The following is a 20,920-nucleotide window of genomic DNA, read 5'->3' on the forward strand; positions in this document are numbered from 1 at the left end:
GAGGATCAGAGAACCCGGGCGAGAAAGATCGAGGCGAACAACGCCAGGAGCCCGAATGCGATCGCGGAACTCGCCGCGTACTGGGCGATGTCCAGCTTGTTGCCGCCGCGCTTCTTGGCGAGATATCCGCCCCATAAGGCACCCGCCACTACTCCAAAAACCACGATCATGGCACGTTTTCCTTTGCGATAGTCAATCCAATGGCGCCCGCGATGTACGCTGCCAAAACGAGCAGGAACATCATCTGTCCGTATTTACCGAACGGCGTGGTCGGGAGCGCAGCTGGCAAGCGGGCGTCCAGTACGCCGGTCTCATCCAGCCCGAGGCGGGCAACGATCCGGCCGTACCCATCGATAACTGCTGAAATGCCCGTGTTGGCCGCGCGAACCATCGGCAGCCCCTCTTCGACCGCGCGCATCCTGGCTGCGGCCAGATGTTGCCGGGGACCGAGAGACGCACCGAACCAAGCGTCATTGGTGGCGTTGAATATCCAGTCCGGACGCGAAGCGGCGTCTACGACGCGTCCCGGGAAAATGGCCTCGTAGCAGATCGAAAGGCCGACCGGAGGTAAACCGGGCAGCTCAACGGTCTGAGGGCCGGGACCGGGTGTAAAGTCCCCAAGCCCCGCCGTCAGCCGCTGGAGCGGCAAAACGTCCCGCCAAGGAACGTATTCTCCGAATGGCACGAGGTGATGCTTTGCGTAGCGCGCAAGGATATCGCCACTCGGACCGATTGTCAGCACTGAGTTTCTGTAGATCGTGCCCCTCCCGGCCGACTGACGCGTCTGCGCACCCGTCAGAAGAACGCTGGTTTCGGGCAGCAGATCGGCGATCCGCTTCAGGATGTCGGGCTCTTCGTCGAGATAGCCGGGAAATGCACTTTCCGGCCAGAGGAGGAGGTCGAACGCGCCCGGTTCTGCCGAAAGATCCAGGTAACGCGCGATGTTTCTGGCCCTAAACGCGGGGTCCCATTTCTCCGTCTGAGGGATGTTTCCCTGAACGATCCTGACGGTTGTGTCTGTTGGCGGTGTGAGGGCCATAAGGCGAACCGTGCCGAGGGTTCCGGCACCCGCTACCAGCGTCATGAGAAGAATAGTAGCAAAGGCATTCTGCCGACGGTCCCGTACGAGGAGCGTTGCGGGCAAGGTAGACAGCAGAACTGTGAGGAGGCCGACACCGTAGCTTCCAACCCATGCTGCCGCCTGACGCGGAACATCGAAGTCGGCCCACGCATAGCCAATCAGATTCCAGGAGAAGCCTGTCAGCACGGTGCCCCTAAGCCATTCCGAAACCGACCAGCAGACCGCAAAGATCAATGCGCCGGGGACACCTTTCATTCTGCTCCCTGCGAATGCCGCAGTTGCCGCCGCTGGAAACAGTGCAAGGCCTGCCGCCAGCCCGACCACCGCGGGGACAGCCATCAAGCCGAACCGCTCCGCATCGACATAAAAGCTCTCCGCGATCCAGGACAGTCCGAAAAGGAAGAAGCCGACGCCGAACGCCCATCCGGCAAGACCGGCTGTCCTGCGGGTCTCTCTGACCGTGAGGAGATAGAGCCCGCCAAACGAGATTGGCAAAACCACCGGCAGCGAGAACGGAGGCAGTGTCAGAACCGCGAATGCTCCGAGAAAAAATGCACTCAGAGAACGTGCAAGTCCCGAGGATATCCAGACGCCAGGAGCGGTGATGCATACCGAAAACACCGCGATCTATTTCGATGCTTCAGACGATGCGATCTTCTCGCGTCCAGCGACGATCAGCAAAATCCCGACGCCACAGACCACGAACACATCCGCAAGGTTGAACGCAGGCCAATGCGCCGTTCCGAGATAGAAGTCCAGGAAATCGGTCACTCCGCCGAAGCGAAGACGATCCACAATATTCCCCAGAGCGCCGCCGATCACCATGCCATAGGCAACCGCCTCGGATATGCGCGTCGCCCGGATCAGACAGACGGCCAGAAACAGCACGATGGCGGCAGCAACCAAAGCCAGTACCCACCACGGTACGCTCTGAAAGAACCCAAAGGTCACGCCGTAGTTGCGGTGAAAGATCAGATTGAAACCTGGAAAGACAGGGATGCCTGCGGCAAGCGTGTCCGCGTTGGCGAGCACGAACGCCTTCGATGCCTGGTCGGCGGCGAGCGCTGCGATGGATGCGTAAAATCCCAAAACATAATTTTTCATGGATCAACCTAACCAGACATCGAGGAACAGCATGACGACGAGGCCAATCGCGAGGCCCGTCGTCGCTTGTTTCTGGTGGCCGCTGCGATGGGTTTCGGGGATGATCTCGTGGCTGATGACGTAGAGCATCGCGCCCGCCGCGAATGCCAGACCCCAGGGCAGGAGGGGCTGCGCCACGACGATCACCGCCGCACCGAGAAATCCTGTGACGGGTTCGACCAGACCGGTCAGTGCCGCAATTCCGAAGGCACGGCCCGCCGAGTACCGCTCGCCCAGCAAAGCGACCGCCACGGCCAAGCCCTCGGGCGCATTCTGCAATCCGATGCCGAGGGCAACTGGGAATCCGCCGGTGAACCCATCAGCTCCGAATGCAACGCCGACGGCCAGACCTTCTGGTGCGTTGTGGATCGTGATGGCGATGATGAAGAGCCAGACGCGCCGCAGCGAAACAGCCTCGGGGCCTTCACGGCCACTGCTGAAATGCTCGTGTGGAATCAGCTCGTTCATCAGGGCGACCACGCCCATCCCCATCAGGATCGCCGCGCAAACGATCAGCGCTGGGATCGCCCCGTCGCCGTATCGCGATTCAGCTACGTCCAGCGCCGGGATGATGAGGGAAAAAAACGATGCGGCAAGCATGACCCCGGCGGCAAAGCCGAGCGAGATATCACGCCATTTGCGTGACGGAGTCTTGCCGAGAAGCACAGGCGTCGCCCCGACGGCGGTCATGAGACCGGCGACGAGGCTTCCCAGAAAACCCAGTGCAACAGGCGAAAGTGTTGCGATCTGCTCCAACTCAACTTGCCGGATAGGACGAGAAGACTTCGGTGGTGCCGTCGGATTTCACCAAAAAGACATCGTAGGCTTCGGCATCGTCGCCGAAATCCATGCCCGGCGAGCCGATGGGCATGCCGGGCACGGCAAGACCGATGGCGTCAGGACGTTCTTTGAGAAGCCGGGTGATGTCGGCTGGAGGAACATGACCTTCGATGGTGTAGCCTTCAACGGTCGCCGTATGGCAGGAGAACATCTCAACGGGGATGCCGCGATCCATCTTCAGACGGATCAACGCGCCGCCCATGTTTTCGCCTTCCGGGGCAAACCCGGCCTCGGACAGCTTCTCCATCCAGGCAATGCAGCATCCGCAGCCGCGCGTCTTTCCGACGTGGATGGCGGTCTGGGCGGTTGCGGCCGTCGCGGCGGCAATAATGAGAGTCGCAGCGGCAAGGGTTTGAAGCCTGTTTTTCATGGTTATTCCTTTCAAATCAGTCATGTATCTTCGCGAAGAACGGCCACGAAACGTGTGCGCGTCTCTGCAAGAATTTCAGTGGCATCGGCGGCGTCGAGGTTTTCCGCAGAGGCGAGCAACTTCTCCCCAAGCGGATCGATGGGTCGACCGTCCACGCGCACTTCGTAGTGAAGATTGGGGGCTGTTGCGGTGCCCGTTTCACCGACCTCGCCGATCACCTCGCCTGCAAGAACGCGGTTCCCGACCGCCAGTGCCTTTGCCACTGCGCTCATGTGCGCATATCGGGTCATCGTATCAGACCCATGCGCGATCTCGACCACCCGGCCATACCCGCTCCGCCATCCGATAAAGGAGATCCGTCCGGGTGCGGTCGCTGCAATCGGCGTCCCCGCAGCAGCGGCGTAGTCGACGCCTGTGTGCATCCGCATATTGCCGTAGATCGGATGCTTGCGCTGCCCGAAGACCGATGACAGCCGCGCGCCTTCCACCGGCGGCGCGACTGTCCGCAGGATTTCTCCGTTCAGATAAACCGTCGCACGTCCGCTGTCTTCGTCCGCCCACACGATCTCGAGTTGATCGTCCTCCAGGTCGAGTGCAGCATAGGACATAAGCGGCTGGCCGATTTCCGAACCGTCCGGAAGGACCGTCTGACGCCAGAGGATATTCAGACTTTCCCCGCCTTGAAGATCCCTGCGAAAGTCGACCGTGTCCCCCAGAATCTGTGCGAGATCGACGGCGAAACGGGCCGGAACGCCTGCTCTGTCGAGCGAAGCGTAGATCGACCCGTTCACCTGCAATTGCCCCGCACGCTCGATCGTCGACGCGCTCGGCGTAACCGTCCGACCGGCAATGGTGCCGTCCAAGGTAACTTCGATCCGCACGCCGTCATCGACAGCCAATGTCACAACGGATGGCGTGCCGTCCCGGCGATACCCGACGCTGAGGCGGTGGCCCGGTCGAAGGCGGCGCAGGTCGTATTCGACGGCCAATGCCAGTGCGACCTCGGCCCGCGTCTGCGCACCCATGTCAGCGCGGGAAAGAAGCACGTCCAGCGTGTCACCGGATTCGACCGTCGCCTTCCATGGCGGCACGGCGAGGGCCTGAACCAACGCCGTCAGATCATCTGGCTCGGCACGTTCCTGTCCGGGAAGCTTCGGCGGCTGAAACCCGGCTGGAAGCACATTCGACATCGTATCGCCGGAGGTGATGACGCCGGGCCAATCGAGCGGTTCGGGTGGACTGGTCGGGGCCATCGGAGCCTCGGAAACGATGTTCTCAGGTGGGGCCTCCATGAACAAAGTCCGGCTCGCCATCGTGCCGACCGCTGCCGCGGCCACGGTCGTTCCCAGAACGATATGTCTCAGTTTCAAGATTTTGCCCCCTTGGTTCCGTCCCGCATCGCACGCCTAATCTTCGGCACGGCAAATTCGCGTGGTTCGTGATAATCGATGACGCTGACGAAGCGGCCTGTCGCATCGAACAGGAAAACACCCGCAGTGTGGTTCATCGTATAGCTGCCGTCTTCACCCTCGACCTTCTCGTAGGTGGCGCGGAAGCCTTCGGCGACAGCGGCGATCTGGTCGGGTAAGCCCGTCCATCCCTGAATCTGCGGATGGAAGTAGGAAACATACTCGGCCATGGTTTCGACCGTATCGCGGTCCGGGTCCACGGTGATAAGAACGGTGCGCAGATCTTCGGCCTCCGGCCCAAGCTCGTCGAGCCAGCCGGAAATATCCGAGAGGGTCGTCGGGCAGACGTCGGGGCAGTAGGTGAAGCCGAAGAAGACCAGACTGGGGTGGCCGATGAGGGTTTCAGGGCCTACCTCCTGACCATCCTGATCCGTCAGGCTGAAATCCATCGAAGATAGCGGCATGGGCCTCTTGCCCGGAGCAGGATCAGCTCCAGGCCCATCGACCTGCCACCAGCCGACGAACAGGGCGGCAAAGACTGCCGCCGCGCCGATTGCCGCGATTTTGGCCACACTCATCATCAGCCGGTTCAGCCTTCGGGGCCGCGTGCGCCGATGCCAAGGACCGGGACGGTGATTTCCAGCTCCGTTCCGTCAGAAAAGAGCAGGGTCAGCGAAAAAGTCTCCCCCTCGACGAGCGGAGATTGCAGTTGCATCAGCATGGCATGATACCCGCCAGGTTCGAGGGCGATCATGCCCCCGGCTGGGATCATGATATCGTCGGCCGGAGCCATGCTGCTGACGCCGTCAGAATTGGTACTGGTTTCGTGGATCGAGGCCATGCCGGATATGTCAGTGCGAAGACCGATTAAGGAGATCGATTCGCTGCCCTCGTTCCGAACGGTCAGATAGGCCCCGCCGGGCCGCGATGTTCCAAGGCTCGCGCGCGCCCACGGCTTCTCGACCACAATCGAGGCGTCCTCTGACATTTGCTGCGCTGAGGCTGCCAATGGCAGGCCCATCAGAAGAGCGACAGACAGGCTTTGAAATGCCTTTGCGAAGGTTTTGAACACGTCGGTTCTCCTGTTCATTCTAGTTTGTTGCCGCAGCCTCGACTTCGGATTGTACGAGCGATAAAAGCTGCTCCGCACCGAACTCTGACAAAGGCTTGCTGTTAACGAAGAACGTCGGTGTGCTCTGGATTCCGACAGCTTCGACATCTGCCCGGTCCTGATTGAGGACGCCGACGATGCTTGGTGATTTGATCTGGTCCGCCGCCGCCGCAGTATCCAGACCCGCCGCGCCGGCGATTTCCATGATCCGCTCCGCTGCCGGTGCGCCGTGAGAGGCCCAGGCCGACTGGTTTTCGAGCAGCGCTTCCAGCACCGGAACGAAGACATCCTGCAACCGCGCCGCTTCCAGCACCTTGATTGCCAGCTCTGACCCTTCGCCGTGGAAGGGCGTGTAACGCATGACGACGCGCACATCGTCGGGGTATTGCGCCAGTATCTGCTTCACGATGGGGTGGAAGGCGCGGCAGGCCTCGCAGGCGGGGTCGAAGAACTCCACGATGGTCACCGGCGCATCCTCGCGCCCGAGAATAGGTGAATAAGCCCGAACGAGACGATCCTGTTGTTCCGGCGGAGCGGCTGTAGCCACCGGGGTCGGACCAGGGCGGGACACAAACCAGGTGCCAGCCGCAAAAACGGCCAGTACCACAGCGAATATAGCGAGCAAAAGTGTTTTTCGGTTCATGTTGAAATCCGTCGAAGTTGAATGAGAAGGCCAAGGATCGCCCCGAACGTCAGCAGGGAGAGCAGAGGGATTGGCATACCAAGGATCAGCATTGCGGCATCGGTGCAGGACGGCCCGGATGCAGTGCAGGGCACGATCGGCGCAGGCACGATCCCGGCGTAAAGCAGGAAATGGTAGAGGGCGACAGCACCGCCCAGAACGGCAAGGGGCGCGGCATAGCGCCAGATCGAGAGGTCGGCGCGCCACGCCGCCACGCCCAGGATGATCGCGAGCGGGAACATGAAGGCTCGTTGGAACCAGCACAGATTGCAGGGAGTCTGCCCCAGAACCTCTCCGATGAAGAGCACGGCAAGCGACGCAGACAAGGCGACGAACCATGCCGCGAACAGGAAAGCCACCGGATTCTCGGCACTTGGCGTTGCGTCTGGCCCAGCTGTCACGTGCCGATTCTTTCGCGAAGATCGGCAACGATCAGTCCGGGTTCCTGATCGTATTCGTAAATGCGGACAAACTCACCTTGCGGATCAAACAGAAGGAAAGACGACGTGTGACCCATAGTGTAGCCGTCAGGCGATGAGGCTTCCTCGATCTTCTGGTAGTAGATCTTGAAGGTCTTGGCGGTGCGTTCGATCTGTTCCGCGGAACCGCTCAGCCCAAGGATTCCGGGACCAAACTGGGGAACGTAGCTGGCCAGAGCGCTTGGCGTATCCCTTTCAGGGTCGACCGTGATGAACAGGGGCTGGACGGCGGAACCTTGGGTGTCAAGATCATCCATGACCTGTGCGATGGTGGCCAGACCCAAAGGGCAGACGTCCGGGCAGTTCGTGAAACCGAAGAAGACGAGCATCCAGCGTCCGCGAAAATCCTCGTCGGCCTGAATCATTCCATTGTGGTCCGTCAACTCGAAATCCGCAGCAAATCTCGCGGCTTCGGGATCGAGACGGGCAGCGACCGGTCCTTGATTGCGGTCGGTCATCCAAAGCGCAGCAGTCACCGCTGCAGCGACAACCACCGCCGACCAGAGAGCTATCCGGACCTTCTTCATTGCTTGCGCCACCCACCTGTTCAGTTTTATCTGTACGCGGGATACAAGCTACAGCGGATAGAGGTTCAAGCGAAAAGTTACTTTTTGTTGTCAGAAGTCACGCCAATGTGAAACCTTCGTCTTTTCAACGGAGTTGGTTCTTGGATAAACTACAGTTGCTGTAGATTGAAGGAACGCAAATGCTGGCAATTGGAACACTCTCGCGGAGAACCGGAACCAAGGTTCAGACGATCCGCTATTATGAAGAAATCGGATTGATGAACGAGGCCGGAAGGACGGCGGGCGGCCAGCGCCGGTATTTTGAGAAGGATCTCGACCGGCTGGCTTTCATTCGGCACTCACGCCAGCTCGGCTTCTCGCTCGACTCCATCCGGGAGCTGCTGGACCTGTCGGACAACCCGTCCCAATCCTGCGCGGAGGCGGATTCCATCGCGCGGCGACAGCTCCGCCAAGTCGAACAGCGGATCAAGCGTCTGCAAGCCCTAAAGAAGGAGCTGAAACGCATGGTCGCCGAGTGCGAGGGAGACAGCGTTGCCGAATGCAAGGTGTTGGAGGTCCTGCGTGACCATTCGGAATGTCTCACGGAGCACGACGAGATCGGGGCATGAACGCAGTAATCGTCTATCCGCTTGCCGCACTGGCCGAAATTGCAGGCTGCTTCGCCATCTGGGCCTGGCGGCGGACCGGAGCATCGCCATTATGGATCTTACCTGGCGTGTTGTCGCTGGTCGCCTTCGCATGGCTTCTCGCTCAGGTTCAGACTCCTGCGGCAGGTCGTTCATTCGCCGCCTATGGCGGCATCTATGTCGCTGCGTCGATCTTGTGGATGTGGCTGATCGAAGGACAACGTCCTGATCGCTGGGATCTGATCGGAACCGCTGCCACGCTCGTCGGCGCAGCCATAATTCTTGGGGGAGCGCGGGATACCTGAAAAGAAAGTTCTTGAAGCTACAGTTACTGTAGATGTTACCTCTCTGTCGAATTGATTTCAGGACACAAGAGATGGCCATTCCAGATGCTGAACTTCGCCCAACCCGACTTCTCGATTTTCGCATGGTTGCGATAGCTGAACTGATCGCCAACCGCGGGTGGCGGGACTTGTCCGAGCACGACCGGATTGGGGCGGCCTATAATTTCGTGCGCAATGAAATTGCCTTTGGATACAATTCCGCCGACGACATTTCTGCGTCGGCGGTGCTGAGGGACGGTTATGGCCAATGCAATACCAAGGGGACACTCTTGATGGCGTTGCTAAGGGCACTGGACATTCCATGTCGATTGCATGGCTTTACGATCCATAAATCATTGCAGCGCGGGATCGTGCCCGAAATTGTCTACCCACTTGCGCCTGAGAGCATCCTCCACAGCTGGGTGAAGGTCTGGCATCGGGGGCGCTGGATCAATCTGGAAGGTTTCATTCTGGACGATGCAATTCTGTCTGTTCTTCAGGACAGCTTTGCTGATGAATCCGACAGCCTGTGTGGTTACGGAATCGGAACAAACCGTCTTTCTTCACCCTCCGTCGAATGGCGAGGAACGGATACCTACATCCAGGAAACCGGCATCAATGCCAATCTCGGTTTGTTCGAAACTCCGGATGATTTTTTTAGACAACACCAGCAATCCCTCGGACGTCTAAAGGGCCCGCTCTATCGTTATCTGATCCGTCACTGGATGAATACCCGCGTGAGACGCATACGAAGTGGGATTGTTCCGGTCATCCCGTTCGATGAAGCCAATCCTGCTCATCTTGTTCGCAAAGGACAGGTTGGATCGCTATGATCGCTGCTTGGATTTATACGCTGATACCGGCCACGGTCGCGATCCTGGGGGCCGTCGTTGCGGTCAATGTGCGGCCTGGACCGACACTGGTCAGCGCTATCCAGCACTTTGCAGCAGGCGTCGTCTTTGCGGCTGCTGCGGGTGAAATCATGCCGGATGTCGCCCATAGCGGATCTCCGATCGCGACGATCGTCGGTGGCTTTGCAGGGATCGGCGTGATGCTGGCCATCCGTCAGCTGGAAAGGGTTATCAAGGGCCCGGCGGGGCTGCTCACACTCGTTGGCGTCGATATCCTGATCGACGGTCTTGTGCTCGGGATTGCCTTTGCCGCCGGGGCCAAGGCTGGTCTATTGCTGACCATCGCGCTCAGCGTTGAGGTCCTGTTTCTGGGACTGGCCGTCACAACCGAGCTTTCGGAGACGGTTAAATCCCGGATGCGGATCGTTCTGATCATCGCCGCCTTGGTTGTCTTGCTGCCCGTGGGTGCGTTCATCGCAACGCCGGTCGCCAGCCTTCCGGCGCATTACATCACCGGGTTTCTGAGCTTCGGACTGATCGCTCTGCTTTACCTCGTCACCGAAGAGCTGCTGGTGGAAGCGCACGAAACCCCCGATCGGCCGTGGGTCACCGCGATGTTCTTCGTCGGCTTCCTGCTGCTCCTGTCTCTCGAAGAGGTGATGGGATGAACCAAACTGAAGAGAAAAGGACACCGCATGCCGCATGATCATGCCCATATGGAGCCCAAGGAAGGCGACCGGCGGGTCGCAGTCGCCATCTGGGCAAATGGCCTTCTGACGGTCGCGCAGATTGTCGGGGGGATACTCTCCGGCAGCCTCGCGCTGATCGCGGATGCGATCCACAACCTCTCCGACATGGCGTCGCTCGTCATCGCGTTTGGTGCACGCAAGATCGCACGCCGCCCTGCGGACGCAAAGATGACCTTCGGGTACGGCAGGGTCGAGATCGTGGCCGCACTGATCAACTATACCTCGCTGATCATCATCGGGCTTTATCTGGTCTACGAGGGTGCGATGCGCTTTGTCGACCCAGTGCAGATCGAAGGCTGGACGGTCGTGATCCTGGGTGGGGTGGCACTGTTTATCGACACCCTCACCGCCTGGCTGACATATTCGATGCAGAAGGGCAGCGTGAACATCCGCGCGCTCTTCCTCCACAATCTCAGCGACGCATTGGCGTCCGTGGCGGTCATCGTCGGTGGTGTTCTCATCCTTCTTTACGACATCCGCTGGGTCGATCCGGCAATCACCATCGGGATTGCCGCCTATATCCTCTGGCTTGCCTTCAGCGAGATCGGCGGCCCGATCCGCACCCTGATGCTGGGCAGTCCGCCCGACATTGACACGGACGAGGTCATCGCAGCCGTGGAGAACATCGACGGTGTCGAGGAAGTCCATCACGCGCATTTCTGGCAGATGCAGGAACATCGCGCGGCGCTCGACACACATGTCGTGATCGCCGAGGACCGCTGGGGTGACCTGGAAAGCATCAAGACGGCAATCAAGACCCGCCTCGAAGAACAATTCGGAATCGACCATTCCACGCTGGAATTCGAGCGCCTCGGTAACAAACACAAAGATGCAGACAAATACGGACATGGATGAGGGGAGAACCACATGTGGAAGGAAATAAGTATCGAAGGTGACGGCGTGCTGGGGCTCGAATGCAGCGGTAAGTTGTCAGAACAGGATTTCAAGACGATGCACGCCTGGCTGGATCGCGAGTTGGCCAGAGCTCCGAAGAAGCCCGCGTTGGTAATTTTCATGGGAACGTTCGAGGGTTACGAAAGCGCCGCAGCGCTATGGACTGATATGAAAGTGGACATGCGGCACGGGAACGACTTCTCGCGGGTCGCGCTGGTCGCTGACCAGAAATGGATTGAGTGGAGCACGAAGGCGACGGATTTTGTAATGGCCCCTGAACTGAAGTGGTTTGAAAACGCTGCGGGATGTGCGGCTATTGCCTGGGCGCGACCGAAGGGATGATTAGCCGCCGCTCTTCACTCACGGCCTTGTGACTTTAAAGTGTTTGAAGCTCTAGTGGGTGGAGGTCGTAGAGATGACAAAATTCATCAAATCGGAGGTTTCATCATGAAACGAGTTAATAATATGTCAGTCACGCGTCGAACTGCGCTCCTTGGGGCCGCCGCAAGCGGTTTGGTTCTTGGAACCGGTAGAGTAGTGGCGCAGACAAACGGTGCTTTGGCAGTCAAGCCTGTTTTGGTCGCGGCCAAAACGCACGAGGTCCAGATGCTGAACCGCGGCGAAGCCGGAACCATGGTATATGAGCCCCGCTTCGTGTCTGCCGAAGTCGGAGATACCATCGTCTTTGTCCCGGAAGATAAGGGGCATAACGCCGAGAGCATCAAAGATATGTTGCCCGAAGACCAAGAGGATTTTGCAGGCAAAATCAATGAGGAGATCGAAGTCCAGCTGACGAGTGAAGGCTTAATCGGTGTCAAATGCAAGCCGCATTTTGGTATGGGCATGGTCATGATCATTCAAGTCGCGGGCGCACCCGTTCCAGATGATTTCCTCGAAGGCAAGATGCCCGGGAAAGCAAAAAAGGCGTTTGAAGAAATCCTGGCCGAGAACAAGCTTAGCTGATCTCTCTTCACGAGGGCAAAGGCAGGTCAGGTCAGCCTTCGATACGCGCAAGATTGGCAAACAATCGTCGAACGGTTGTATCAGTCTCTACAACGGGCATATCGAAGAGCTGTTCGGGCTGGGCAAGGTCGGAACCCGAGTGAAGCTGATCTAAAGTCGGTACATGCTTATGGAAGCATGCTCGGACCGGTTCGATTTTAGCAGCTGTGCTGGTATTAGCAGCATGCTCGGCTTCTGTCACTGATGTGCCTGACAACGCACAAATGGGACAACTGCTAGAATCTATCTCTTCCGTGGCGGAACCCGATCGGGATCTTAAGTCTGCGCCTCATTGCCGGAAGTCGGGTGCTACTGGTATCTGCACGTCGGGCTCGTTGAAACGTCTTGGGAGCTCCTGCGAAATTCTGGCGGCAAGGAAGAGCGCCAGTGGTATCAGCAACCAGATAAGATTCTGCGGCGCCGGGGTTCCGAGTGTGTTGACTGGCCCGCCACGGTCATGCGTCCACTATGTCGAAATTCGCCATGCAGCCCAGTTCAGTAAATTTGGCCTGATGGGTGTGAAACATGTAGAGCCCAGGTTCATGGTCGGCGAAGTTGAATTCGAGGATACCTCGTTCTGCCTGACATTGGGTGATGATGTCGATGGTACTCAGGGTTGGCGTCAATGTCATGCCTTGGTTGTAATAGTCGAAGAAACTGCATTGGAGGTGGAACGAGTTGATCGGATCAAACTCGATAGACAGCTTTAACATAGCCCTTACAGCCACTAGAGGTTCAAGATAAAAATGAGTTGGCTTTTCAACTTGATTCCTTGTTAGTCGTGAAATCGAATATCCCAGTCTTGACCTTTGGCTTAACGGGCCGGAGTGATGGCATTCAAATAACGGAAGGCAGGTTAATGCGAGCGATTATGCAAAAGCGAGCCGTGATGATTGCGACAACACTTTCGCTCACTGCCGGGTGCGCCATGCAGCCAGCCGAAACTGGCGGTACGGCAAACCAGATCGGAAATGTACCCGCAAACGTGGTCGCGCTGGCAGATCCTAATCAGGATATTTCAACCGCGCGCCTTTTGCCCGAAGATGGCTGCTTCTGGTACGAGCATCGCGGGCCGGTCGAGACGACTTTGGTGCCGCTGCGCAGTCCGGAAGGCAACCCGATTTGCGCTGCACGCGAAGCCTGAGACCGATCCGGTAGATCACATGGGCGGCCCCCGGAGCGCGCGCGCATCGCTTAGCTTCGCGGGCTGACGCTGTCCTGCGCTGAGTAAAGAAATGCTGTAGAGCCAATTTCTACGTTGGGGTAGAGTTCGTTGATGTGCGCCATGACCATTCGCACGCAGCCGGAACTCGCAAGACCGCCGATGCTTCTCGCATGCGGCGTGCCATGGATCCGTAGATAGGTATCCCGGTCGCCGACGAAAAGATAAAAGGCGCGCGATCCCAAGGCGTTTTCCGGACCGGGCTCCATGCCATCGGCGACGTCAACGTAGAGTTCCGGATCGCGATCAATCATGTTCCGGGTCGGCTGCCAGTGCGGCCAGCGAACCTTGCGCTTGATCGTGTAAGTGCCCGGTTCGTAGAGCTTTCCGCGCGCAATTGCCACGCCATAGCGCATCGCTGTGCCGCCTTTTTCGATGTGGTAGAGATAGCGAGCCACAGCATCCACATGGATGTCTCCCGGCACGAGCCCGTCGTTCGCGACTACGCGAGTGGGGAGAAAACGCGGTTGCAGGCCCCAAGGATTGGAAGTCTCCAGGTTGAATCCGGGCGGCGTCACCTGTGCGTCCCAAGCAGCCTTTTGCGCTTCGGTCGGCCAAGTGTTTGCGAAGACCGGGCTGGCAATCGGCGCAGAGAAAAGGGCGGCAGTAGTCATCACGAAATGGCGTCTTGACAGCATAGTATATTTTTCCAACTCTGTTAGGCGAAGGCCGCAGTACAAGAAACGGCGTTTGGTGTGTCTTAGGACCTCCACCAACTAGAGCTTCAAGGGGTTTCTGTTGAGGTTGTTGCTTGGCCAGCTTCTATATTGATCGTTTTATCGTTTGGCTATGATTGGCACACATAGAGCATGCCGAAAGGTGATCTTAGCTTTGCAAGATTGTCTATTTTCATCAAACCCAATAGGTATAGTGAAAATTGCAGGTATCGCCGTTGCGCCAACGATCCCACGCCATATAATATACATAACTATGGTTATGGCGTTTACATCTGATAGCCTTGGTTTTTCATGCGTTTGGCGTCCTCCGCAAGCGCGTCAACTGCACACCCCTCATCGCGGAACAGACGATAAGATACCCTTCTTGACGTGCCAGCATATCCCCATTCTCGGACAAGAAACGCGCAGCCGAAAAGGTCGCGCTGCACTGTCAAAAGGAAAAACCGGCGGGTTTTGCGGTCAGGGTCTGTGCGAAGCAAGCGCAGAGCCGTGGGGAACATTTCGATTTGGTCTGCGCCGGTCACTCGTCTTTGTTCCAGGTCTTGCTATCGGTTAGAAACCGCTCGTATCTCTGGCCTGTGATGCGCATTTCCTCCCATACGCGAGCGCGCTCGGCATCGAGGCAGGCAGTGTATTGCGAAGCGTCACGAAAATACTGGTTAAACTCGTCATAAAACTCGTCGCGAAACTCCTTTGCCAACTCCATGTCGGTCAGCTCGGGTGCGATTGGTGGATCACACCATTCAGCGTTGGCAACACCTGGGCCAAGGATAGTCAGCGCCGCGATGATGATCGAAAGAGGTTTCATGGTCTGATTATCCCTTCTTTGACAGCCTGTCCGTGAATGGCCAGTTTAGCTGCAAAATGGTTCGCGCCGTAGGTCTTTTGGATTGCAGCAACACGTTGGTCATAGGCATCTTTCCCGATAGCCTTCCGAAGGTCGCTTTCGTGAAATGCTTTGTTTGCAAAGGGCGCTGGCCTTGCCATGAGGATTACCGGATCGGCGCAAGGTGGGGTTGGTGCGATTGGTTTTGGCGGCGCTTTCGGTGCCGACTCAAACTTGGGTTTGGCCTTGCGGACAAAGGCGATCAGCCACGACAGCGGCGCGCGGTTTCATACAGCCGGGCGTCCGTCGGATGGGCGATATTCTTCTCCATGACTGTGGTATCAACAGTCACCCGCTTGAGATCTTTACCCTTTACCACCCCAGCACGCTGTCCGGCCCTAATCGTCTCGGTTAGCAGCCACTCCACGCCTTCCTCACCGATACGATTGCGCCAACGTGTCATCGACGAGGGGTCGATCGGCAGGCGGTGCTGAAAGAATGTCTCGCCGCAGAAGTGCTGCCAGTAAGGATTTTCTGCCCACCGCGCCACGACGCCTTCGTCGGAAAGGGCAAAGGCATGCTGGAGATACAGCAGCCCCGCCACCAGCCGCGGCGGTGTTGCCGGGCGACCGGTGTGGGACGGAAAGAACCCGCCCCATTCACGATCGAAGGTTTCCCAGTCAATCAGTTCAGCGAGCTTCACCAGTTCGTGGCGCATGTCGATCATCTCGGCCAATCGGGCGCGGAAGAGATCATCCTGTTCAGAAGGCGGCGTTTTGGGCTTCATATCGTGGCTCAAATTTGCAGGGTTTCTATTGCCAGAATACAAAACCTTGCGAGACTTGCCCAACAAAATCGCCATTTTTCCGATATAATTCAGATAGATGGGAGTTATTCAGGGCGGACTACTTATTCTAATTGGGGAGAAAACAAAGAACCTGTATAAGTTCGTCAGATGGGAGATAGATTTAGCTATTGAACTCGAGCTTCCAATCATTGCCGTCAATCTGAATAATAGTCGTTTTCAGGATGAACTCTGCCCGCCCATTATACGTGACAAGTGCGTGGTACACGTTCCATTCAAGCTTCGACCCATTCAGCATGCGATTTTGAATTGGCCTGGCGAATTCAAAGGACTTGATCTACAAACAAAGGCAGGCGGCGCAAGACACTTTAACGATGGTCTATATCGTCAGTGGGAATAAGCTCATTTTAGCTTTGCTGCCAACTTGGCCCAGGGAACAGCCTTAATCCCATTCTTTTGTAGCCACTCCGGTTTCTTTCCAGAGTACTTTTCTCCCGCATGAACAGCAATAACTGCTTTCCCCAGCTTTAGGCTCTGCTCAACTTCCCACTTCACCCACCGACTTTGAGCTGTTGAATCGGATAGATATACGACGGTTGTTGAACATCGTTTTATTCGTTCAGAGATTTTTTCTCTTATGTATTCAGCTCGTTTGCTATCATAGGGAGCCCTTACCGAGTGATCGTTAAACTCGATGTCACTGTTGTCGTTCTTGGCCTGAGCACGTAGCAAATTCACTTCATTCATGTCTTCCGCAGCGAAGCTGATGAAAACATTCTTTTTGCCGCCAGCGAGCGCTTCACGGGCTTTCTGCTCTAGTGAACTAACATCACCAAGACGGTTCCAACCGCCACCACCACCACCTCCCATCTAAGCCTCCTCGAAATTGAATTCGTTGCACGCAATGCAAGCTCCGCAGGCATCATCCAGACCCAAATGGCATGAATAGGTGCCAATGATGCCCTTCGCTTGAGCTAGCGCGACGACATCGATTTTATGGAAGGCCGACAGTGGCGCAAGAACTCGAATTTCCCTACCCATGCAGCGTCCAATTATGGCTTCTGCATCTTTTAGGAAGGCATCAGTTTGGTCAGGAAATAGGCTAGCATCCTCGTGAAGTAGCCCTATCGAGACAGCATCCGCATCTCTTTGAAACGCATAGCTAGCGGCGACTAACAGGAACAGCATGTTGCGCCCCGGCGTAAATGCATCCTCCAACACACGCAATGTTGGATCGGTCAGTCCTGAACGGATAAGTGAACCGAACCCTCCAAGGCCGGCAACTTCCGGCGCAGGAAGATCAAGCCGCGCCAACACTCTGCGGCAGGCATCTAGCTCTTTATCCCGAGCCCTTTGTCCATAGTCCACAAAAAGTGGAAATTGCTCGAGCCCTTCTTCTTTGGCGAGAAGGGCAACAAGACTGGAGTCAAGGCCTCCTGACACTAATGTCACAACACTCATATCAGCTTTTCCTTTGGCTGCTTAATTACACGCATCACGATCCATATGGCCCAATCTAGGATACCGACTGGGCAATCTGAGTCTCTGGCATGCGCGCGTAATACAACTTCCGTGTCGACATAGCCTGAAATTGATTGCACAGAGCGACTATGTGCCGAGTTCAAACCTAAAAGTTCCATGTATTCCAAGACATGGCGATCCAAGATCGCAAGGTCGTAGCTTAGCCCAACATTTCTGAGAAACATGCTAGCTTGTTTTGGGCCAAGGCCAGGTGCGTTGTCGACCAGCCATTTTCTAGCATCCTCTGCTGTCGTAAACTCTTCAAGCAATTCCGAAAGACTGTCGCGCGTTTTATGTATTTGCTTATGTGTCATAGCAAGCTGAGATGCCTTGGCCGATGGAAACCTATACTTCCGCAATCTACCCTGAACGTTGACCGGTTCGCTCAGAATTTCCAAAATATATTTCTCCCGCTGAGTGTGCGCTTTTTGGGTTAGGAGCAACTCAGATCTGTCGAGTACGTCCGCTACGGCTGCGGCAAGCGGGTAAGGGACTTGACTGCTAAGAATACAAGCCTGCATTCCCCAAGTGGCGTGTCGTTTGAGGTGAAGATCGCCTGTATCCGAGCGCTAGACAAGGATTTTCTGCCGCAAGCGGCACCTGCGGTCGCGCAGACTGCTGGATCTGGACGGATCAGACCGCGAAGCCGCTGTTTCCTTGCCCAGGGGCGGCGTTTTTCAGCGCAGCGGACAGATCTGTCCAGCCGCTTTCGTTCAGTTTGAGCGTGGATCGCGATCATGCGCATAGCGGTGGCGCTCGCAATCGGCGGATAGCGGCGAGGATGGCGCGTACCATCGTGCCGGTGACAGCGACCTCGGCCAGCTGGAAGGTGATGGTGCGGGCGTGACGGACCACACGTGCCCCGATCTTGATCAGCTTCAGTTGCAGGCTGGTCAACGACCAGTCGGCCATGGCCTCGGGCAGCTCGATGCAGCGCAAGAAGGTGGCCAGGTTGTACGCCAGGGCGTGCAGTTGCAGCCGCACCTCATTGTCGCGGAACTTCCGGCACGACAGCCGCGTCCAGCGAAAGGCGTATTTGCCCTCTTTGATGTGCTGCTCGGCGGTGCCGCGCTGGTTGTAGAACCGCACCACCCAGTCCGGCTCCATCGGCAGGTTGGTGACGATGAAGCCGACACGCGGGAACAGTTCGCCCGGATGCCATTCGATCTTGGCGATCACCCGGCGTTCCTTGTCCCAGGACGCCGCCTGATACTCGAATTCCTCGAAGAACCGCTTGACCTTGGTCAGTGACGGTACGCCCGACAGGGCGCGTTAGCCGATGCGCGATCTTGTCCTTGAGGACCGCGTTTGCGGGCAGCCGGATGGCGTAGAAGAACCGCGCTTCTTCCAATCGCTCATAGATCGCCGGGATCGCGTAGGCAGCATCGGCCCGGAAGAACCTGCCACCAAGGTCGCGCTCCGCGTAGCGCGCAATGACGGGGTCGAGAACATCACGCCAGCCATCGGCGCTGTGGACGTTGCCATGGCGCAGGGCGCAGCGTTCCAGCATCCCGAACTGGTTGAACAGAAAGTTGGGGTGATAGCAGCTACAGTCGAAATGGCCATTCCAGGCGGACCCTTCCTGGTCGCCATGGGTCGGGCTGACCGAGCTGTCCATGTCCAGAACGATGTACTTCAGCCCGTTACGGTCATGGAACCGGTCGATCCATTGCCCGTTCAGGTCGGCCAGCGCGGCACGGTTCCCGGCCAGAGCCAGCGTCTCGGTCTCGAACCGTCCCATCTGCGATGCCGAGGCCGCTTGTGCATCGACCGCTCTGCCGCCGACAACTTGGCGCATGACCGGATCGCAGGCGAGACGGTTGGCGTCGTTGACATCCTCGTATCCGGCCAGCCGCCCAAAGACTGATTGCCGGAACAGGCCGTCGAGCCGATGGACCGTGTTCTTGCCAGAGCGAGTATCGCGCAGCGCCGCTGACGCCAAATCGGACAACCCGAGCGCGTCATCAAGCTCGCGCATCACCAGAAGGCCGCCGTCGGAACTGAGCTGCGTGCCGCGAAATTCCAGCCGCACGCGAGGGTCGAAATCCACCCGATCTGCCCGTTGCAAGCCCGCACCCTCTGGGTGATCCATGAAACGCGCCCCTCGCAGCCTTCAACACCATGTTTTATATAGGAAATATAATGGTCAGGACAGCGAAATCAGCGCCTTACTTGGGAAATGTGGGACAAGATGACAGGTCCCACCATAGGGCGCGCTCGCTGACGGCAGGAACGGTACACTCAATTCTCCGCCTTATCTCTGGACAGATGCTAGCCACAGCGGCTTGGATTTGGTCAGCCCTATAGATCATGGTCGAACAATTCTGGTGCTGCTTCATGCAAAACTTGAACCGCCGCTTTGCCCAAGCGCGCGCCCACAAAACTTTCCAATCGACCCTTGCTAGCAGCCTCGCGCAGTTTGATTTCAAAATCTAAGAAATACTCAAGATTGTGAAAGGCGACTTTTCCGGAATAATCCACACCCGAGCCTTCCTTAAGTGCCTCCTGGACGACGATTGAACTGGAAAGTTCAGCTTGCCATGCGAAAAGATCGAAATGTTGAAAATGGTTCAAACGATCATTTTCGTGATCTACTACTGTCCGACACCACTCGAGCCCGTCGAATGTGTCAGCACCCGCAGCAGCCATAATGGCGACTGTCCAAGGATTGCCTGTCCCCAATAGATGCACTGGCTGATAGAATGACAAAGTGTCCAACTCTTTACGTATGGCACGCATAGTCTTGACGCGCTGAACTATACCAGCTCCCAATTCCCGTTCGGGGATGCCAATCAACTGAGGTTGAAGCGCCTCAGCTACAACTCTCGTAATTTCAGGAATGAGCTCGAATTGATAACCTGAATTTGGTGACGGTGGTGCGTGGACGACAGGTAAAATCGGCGCGTTGGTGAAACCCTGATCTCGCTTGGCCATGTTAACAATTTTGTCGGAGATTCCCTCCGGTGTTGTGTCTTTATCGAAGTTGAAGTGAGCCAGTTTGTCGAAACAGAAAACCCAATCATGCAGGTCGTGTCTTAAAGCCTGCGCGAGGTCTTCTGGTTCCCATTCGTGCATCATCAGCCGAGATGATTCATAGTTTCCTGAGTCGAGCAAAACAAAACCTCCCGTCTCACGAAACGCTCTCAGCTCACTAATTAAAGACGCGGGCTCCCGGCGCTCTACTAGATCCCAAGCTGAAACTAATATGGCAGGTGCTTTGGCGATAGTTAGCGCTTTGACTGCCTGATCTGGTACCAATTGTGTCTCAAAGGAAGAAACTGAAAGAAAAAGTGTCGGCAGTTGAAGGCGACCGTTGGCAATGTTTATCGGTCGATCAGGGGCTTGAGGCGATGGTAGCACTGATAGTAAACGTGAAAATAAAGCCTCATATTTTTGATGATCGGCTTTACCGTCCCAGCTGGAAAACGAAGTTGAACTATATCCTCCGAAACCGTAGGCTGGCTTACTGTCATCGAGTGTAACCCCAACAATGCAAACCTTGTGATCCTTGGCCAGTTGAACATCGTCGCGAACAGTATCTTTTTTTATTGACGTCTTTGACCATAGCACAATGACGCAACTTGCCGACTGAATCTCCTGATTTATTTCTTCTGCGAAGCGCTCTTTGATGTACTCGTCCCACCAAACGCTCCATCGAGTCTCTAAGTGCTTCACGAGCTTCTTTGCGATGTTTTTATCTTCGCTGCCGTAGATAAGTACAAGGTCAGCCAAAAGTTGAATCTCTTTCGAAAAAATAAGCTGTTGGCGCGCTACGTTTCACG

At 56.8% G+C, this 20,920-nt stretch carries 28 protein-coding genes and 3 pseudogenes; 10 read left to right on the forward strand and 21 right to left on the reverse strand.

From position 1 onward, the window contains the following. Positions 1–5: 5 nt before the first annotated feature. The 11 genes from FGD77_RS00495 to FGD77_RS00545 all read right to left on the reverse strand — a co-directional run bounded on the left by FGD77_RS00495 (position 6) and on the right by FGD77_RS00545 (position 7,573). Positions 6–170 carry a hypothetical protein gene (locus FGD77_RS00495; protein WP_255005497.1) on the reverse strand — a complete coding sequence of 55 codons (165 nt, stop codon included), beginning with the start codon at positions 168–170 and terminating at the stop codon, positions 6–8. Continuing rightward, the gene (gene lnt / locus FGD77_RS00500) at positions 167–1,702 is read right to left on the reverse strand and encodes an apolipoprotein N-acyltransferase (protein WP_255005498.1); all 1,536 of its coding nucleotides are present in this window, start codon (positions 1,700–1,702) and stop codon (positions 167–169) included. The genes FGD77_RS00495 and lnt overlap by 4 nt, the downstream gene beginning before the upstream one ends. 6 nt (positions 1,703–1,708) lie before the next feature. Then, positions 1,709–2,185 (reverse strand): signal peptidase II, encoded by a 477-nt coding sequence (gene lspA / locus FGD77_RS00505; RefSeq protein WP_255005500.1) that lies wholly within the window; start codon positions 2,183–2,185, stop codon positions 1,709–1,711. 3 nt (positions 2,186–2,188) lie between these two features. Continuing rightward, positions 2,189–2,971 (reverse strand): ZIP family metal transporter, encoded by a 783-nt coding sequence (locus tag FGD77_RS00510; RefSeq protein ID WP_255005699.1) that lies wholly within the window; start codon positions 2,969–2,971, stop codon positions 2,189–2,191. 10 nt (positions 2,972–2,981) lie between these two features. Further along, the gene (locus FGD77_RS00515; protein WP_255005700.1) at positions 2,982–3,434 is read right to left on the reverse strand and encodes a DUF411 domain-containing protein; all 453 of its coding nucleotides are present in this window, start codon (positions 3,432–3,434) and stop codon (positions 2,982–2,984) included. A 20-nt stretch (positions 3,435–3,454) separates the two neighbouring features. Next, positions 3,455–4,804 carry a M23 family metallopeptidase gene (locus tag FGD77_RS00520; protein ID WP_255005501.1) on the reverse strand — a complete coding sequence of 450 codons (1,350 nt, stop codon included), beginning with the start codon at positions 4,802–4,804 and terminating at the stop codon, positions 3,455–3,457. Then, positions 4,801–5,424: an SCO family protein gene (locus tag FGD77_RS00525; protein ID WP_108693482.1), complete on the reverse strand. Its 624-nt coding sequence runs from the start codon at positions 5,422–5,424 to the stop codon at positions 4,801–4,803. The genes FGD77_RS00520 and FGD77_RS00525 overlap by 4 nt, the downstream gene beginning before the upstream one ends. A gap of 8 nt (positions 5,425–5,432) precedes the next feature. After that, entirely contained in the window at positions 5,433–5,864 is a 432-nt protein-coding gene (locus FGD77_RS00530; RefSeq protein WP_108693506.1) for a copper chaperone PCu(A)C, read from the reverse strand. Between the two features lie 70 nt (positions 5,865–5,934). After that, a complete protein-coding gene (locus FGD77_RS00535; RefSeq protein ID WP_108693481.1) occupies positions 5,935–6,597 on the reverse strand; it encodes a thioredoxin domain-containing protein in 663 nt (220 codons plus the stop codon). Further along, on the reverse strand, positions 6,594–7,037 hold the full coding sequence (locus FGD77_RS00540) for a disulfide bond formation protein B (protein WP_203228111.1): 444 nt from the start codon (positions 7,035–7,037) through the stop codon (positions 6,594–6,596). Before FGD77_RS00540 ends, FGD77_RS00535 begins: the two co-directional genes overlap by 4 nt. Then, positions 7,034–7,573 carry an SCO family protein gene (locus FGD77_RS00545; RefSeq protein WP_108693505.1) on the reverse strand — a complete coding sequence of 180 codons (540 nt, stop codon included), beginning with the start codon at positions 7,571–7,573 and terminating at the stop codon, positions 7,034–7,036. Before FGD77_RS00545 ends, FGD77_RS00540 begins: the two co-directional genes overlap by 4 nt. Before the next feature lie 248 nt (positions 7,574–7,821). Here FGD77_RS00545 and FGD77_RS00550 point away from each other — a divergent pair, with 248 nt between their 5' ends. From FGD77_RS00550 to FGD77_RS00585, 8 genes and pseudogenes are all read left to right on the forward strand, one after another. Next, a complete protein-coding gene (locus FGD77_RS00550) occupies positions 7,822–8,250 on the forward strand; it encodes a helix-turn-helix domain-containing protein (protein WP_108693479.1) in 429 nt (142 codons plus the stop codon). Further along, positions 8,247–8,573 carry a YnfA family protein gene (locus FGD77_RS00555; RefSeq protein WP_108693478.1) on the forward strand — a complete coding sequence of 109 codons (327 nt, stop codon included), beginning with the start codon at positions 8,247–8,249 and terminating at the stop codon, positions 8,571–8,573. Before FGD77_RS00550 ends, FGD77_RS00555 begins: the two co-directional genes overlap by 4 nt. Before the next feature lie 71 nt (positions 8,574–8,644). After that, positions 8,645–9,424, forward strand: coding sequence for a transglutaminase family protein (locus tag FGD77_RS00560; protein WP_207768765.1), 780 nt, complete (start codon positions 8,645–8,647; stop codon positions 9,422–9,424). Beyond that, positions 9,421–10,110 (forward strand): ZIP family metal transporter, encoded by a 690-nt coding sequence (locus FGD77_RS00565; RefSeq protein ID WP_108693477.1) that lies wholly within the window; start codon positions 9,421–9,423, stop codon positions 10,108–10,110. Before FGD77_RS00560 ends, FGD77_RS00565 begins: the two co-directional genes overlap by 4 nt. A 27-nt stretch (positions 10,111–10,137) precedes the next feature. Then, a complete protein-coding gene (locus FGD77_RS00570) occupies positions 10,138–11,046 on the forward strand; it encodes a cation diffusion facilitator family transporter (protein WP_108693476.1) in 909 nt (302 codons plus the stop codon). Positions 11,047–11,058: 12 nt separating this feature from the next. Beyond that, positions 11,059–11,427 carry an STAS/SEC14 domain-containing protein gene (locus FGD77_RS00575; protein ID WP_108693475.1) on the forward strand — a complete coding sequence of 123 codons (369 nt, stop codon included), beginning with the start codon at positions 11,059–11,061 and terminating at the stop codon, positions 11,425–11,427. 105 nt (positions 11,428–11,532) lie between these two features. After that, entirely contained in the window at positions 11,533–12,048 is a 516-nt protein-coding gene (locus tag FGD77_RS00580) for a pseudoazurin (RefSeq protein ID WP_243405201.1), read from the forward strand. A 40-nt stretch (positions 12,049–12,088) separates the two neighbouring features. Beyond that, positions 12,089–12,202 (forward strand): annotated as a pseudogene (locus FGD77_RS00585) (L,D-transpeptidase family protein); the annotation flags it as partial. A 340-nt stretch (positions 12,203–12,542) separates the two neighbouring features. Here FGD77_RS00585 and FGD77_RS00590 read toward each other — a convergent pair. Continuing rightward, positions 12,543–12,800 (reverse strand): hypothetical protein, encoded by a 258-nt coding sequence (locus FGD77_RS00590; RefSeq protein ID WP_207768764.1) that lies wholly within the window; start codon positions 12,798–12,800, stop codon positions 12,543–12,545. A 146-nt stretch (positions 12,801–12,946) separates the two neighbouring features. On the opposite strand from FGD77_RS00590, the gene FGD77_RS00595 reads away from it, so the two are divergent. Continuing rightward, entirely contained in the window at positions 12,947–13,231 is a 285-nt protein-coding gene (locus tag FGD77_RS00595) for a hypothetical protein (RefSeq protein WP_108693503.1), read from the forward strand. A gap of 50 nt (positions 13,232–13,281) precedes the next feature. Here FGD77_RS00595 and FGD77_RS00600 read toward each other — a convergent pair whose 3' ends face one another. The 4 genes and pseudogenes from FGD77_RS00600 to FGD77_RS00615 all read right to left on the reverse strand — a co-directional run. Continuing rightward, positions 13,282–13,947 carry a L,D-transpeptidase gene (locus FGD77_RS00600; protein WP_108693473.1) on the reverse strand — a complete coding sequence of 222 codons (666 nt, stop codon included), beginning with the start codon at positions 13,945–13,947 and terminating at the stop codon, positions 13,282–13,284. 305 nt (positions 13,948–14,252) lie between these two features. Further along, a complete protein-coding gene (locus FGD77_RS00605) occupies positions 14,253–14,486 on the reverse strand; it encodes a WGR domain-containing protein (RefSeq protein ID WP_108693502.1) in 234 nt (77 codons plus the stop codon). A gap of 20 nt (positions 14,487–14,506) precedes the next feature. Beyond that, a complete protein-coding gene (locus FGD77_RS00610) occupies positions 14,507–14,794 on the reverse strand; it encodes a hypothetical protein (protein WP_255005508.1) in 288 nt (95 codons plus the stop codon). 295 nt (positions 14,795–15,089) lie between these two features. Beyond that, a pseudogene (locus FGD77_RS00615) lies at positions 15,090–15,599 on the reverse strand (transposase); the annotation flags it as partial. A 97-nt stretch (positions 15,600–15,696) separates the two neighbouring features. On the opposite strand from FGD77_RS00615, the gene FGD77_RS22220 reads away from it, so the two are divergent. Continuing rightward, positions 15,697–16,017: a TIR domain-containing protein gene (locus FGD77_RS22220; protein WP_108693242.1), complete on the forward strand. Its 321-nt coding sequence runs from the start codon at positions 15,697–15,699 to the stop codon at positions 16,015–16,017. 2 nt (positions 16,018–16,019) lie between these two features. Here FGD77_RS22220 and FGD77_RS00620 read toward each other — a convergent pair whose 3' ends face one another. The 5 genes and pseudogenes from FGD77_RS00620 to FGD77_RS00640 form a co-directional block, all read right to left on the reverse strand. Next, positions 16,020–16,487: a TIR domain-containing protein gene (locus FGD77_RS00620; RefSeq protein WP_108693241.1), complete on the reverse strand. Its 468-nt coding sequence runs from the start codon at positions 16,485–16,487 to the stop codon at positions 16,020–16,022. Then, entirely contained in the window at positions 16,488–17,078 is a 591-nt protein-coding gene (locus tag FGD77_RS00625) for a 7-cyano-7-deazaguanine synthase (RefSeq protein WP_108693240.1), read from the reverse strand. It abuts the gene before it with no gap. Beyond that, positions 17,075–17,536: a hypothetical protein gene (locus tag FGD77_RS00630; protein ID WP_255005512.1), complete on the reverse strand. Its 462-nt coding sequence runs from the start codon at positions 17,534–17,536 to the stop codon at positions 17,075–17,077. The genes FGD77_RS00625 and FGD77_RS00630 overlap by 4 nt, the downstream gene beginning before the upstream one ends. Before the next feature lie 337 nt (positions 17,537–17,873). Continuing rightward, positions 17,874–19,230: pseudogene (locus tag FGD77_RS00635) on the reverse strand (IS1380-like element IS1247 family transposase). Between the two features lie 209 nt (positions 19,231–19,439). Beyond that, the gene (locus tag FGD77_RS00640) at positions 19,440–20,870 is read right to left on the reverse strand and encodes a toll/interleukin-1 receptor domain-containing protein (RefSeq protein ID WP_165802938.1); all 1,431 of its coding nucleotides are present in this window, start codon (positions 20,868–20,870) and stop codon (positions 19,440–19,442) included. Positions 20,871–20,920: the final 50 nt, after the last annotated feature.

Source organism: Roseovarius sp. M141 (assembly GCF_024355225.1).
GTDB lineage: Bacteria > Pseudomonadota > Alphaproteobacteria > Rhodobacterales > Rhodobacteraceae > Roseovarius.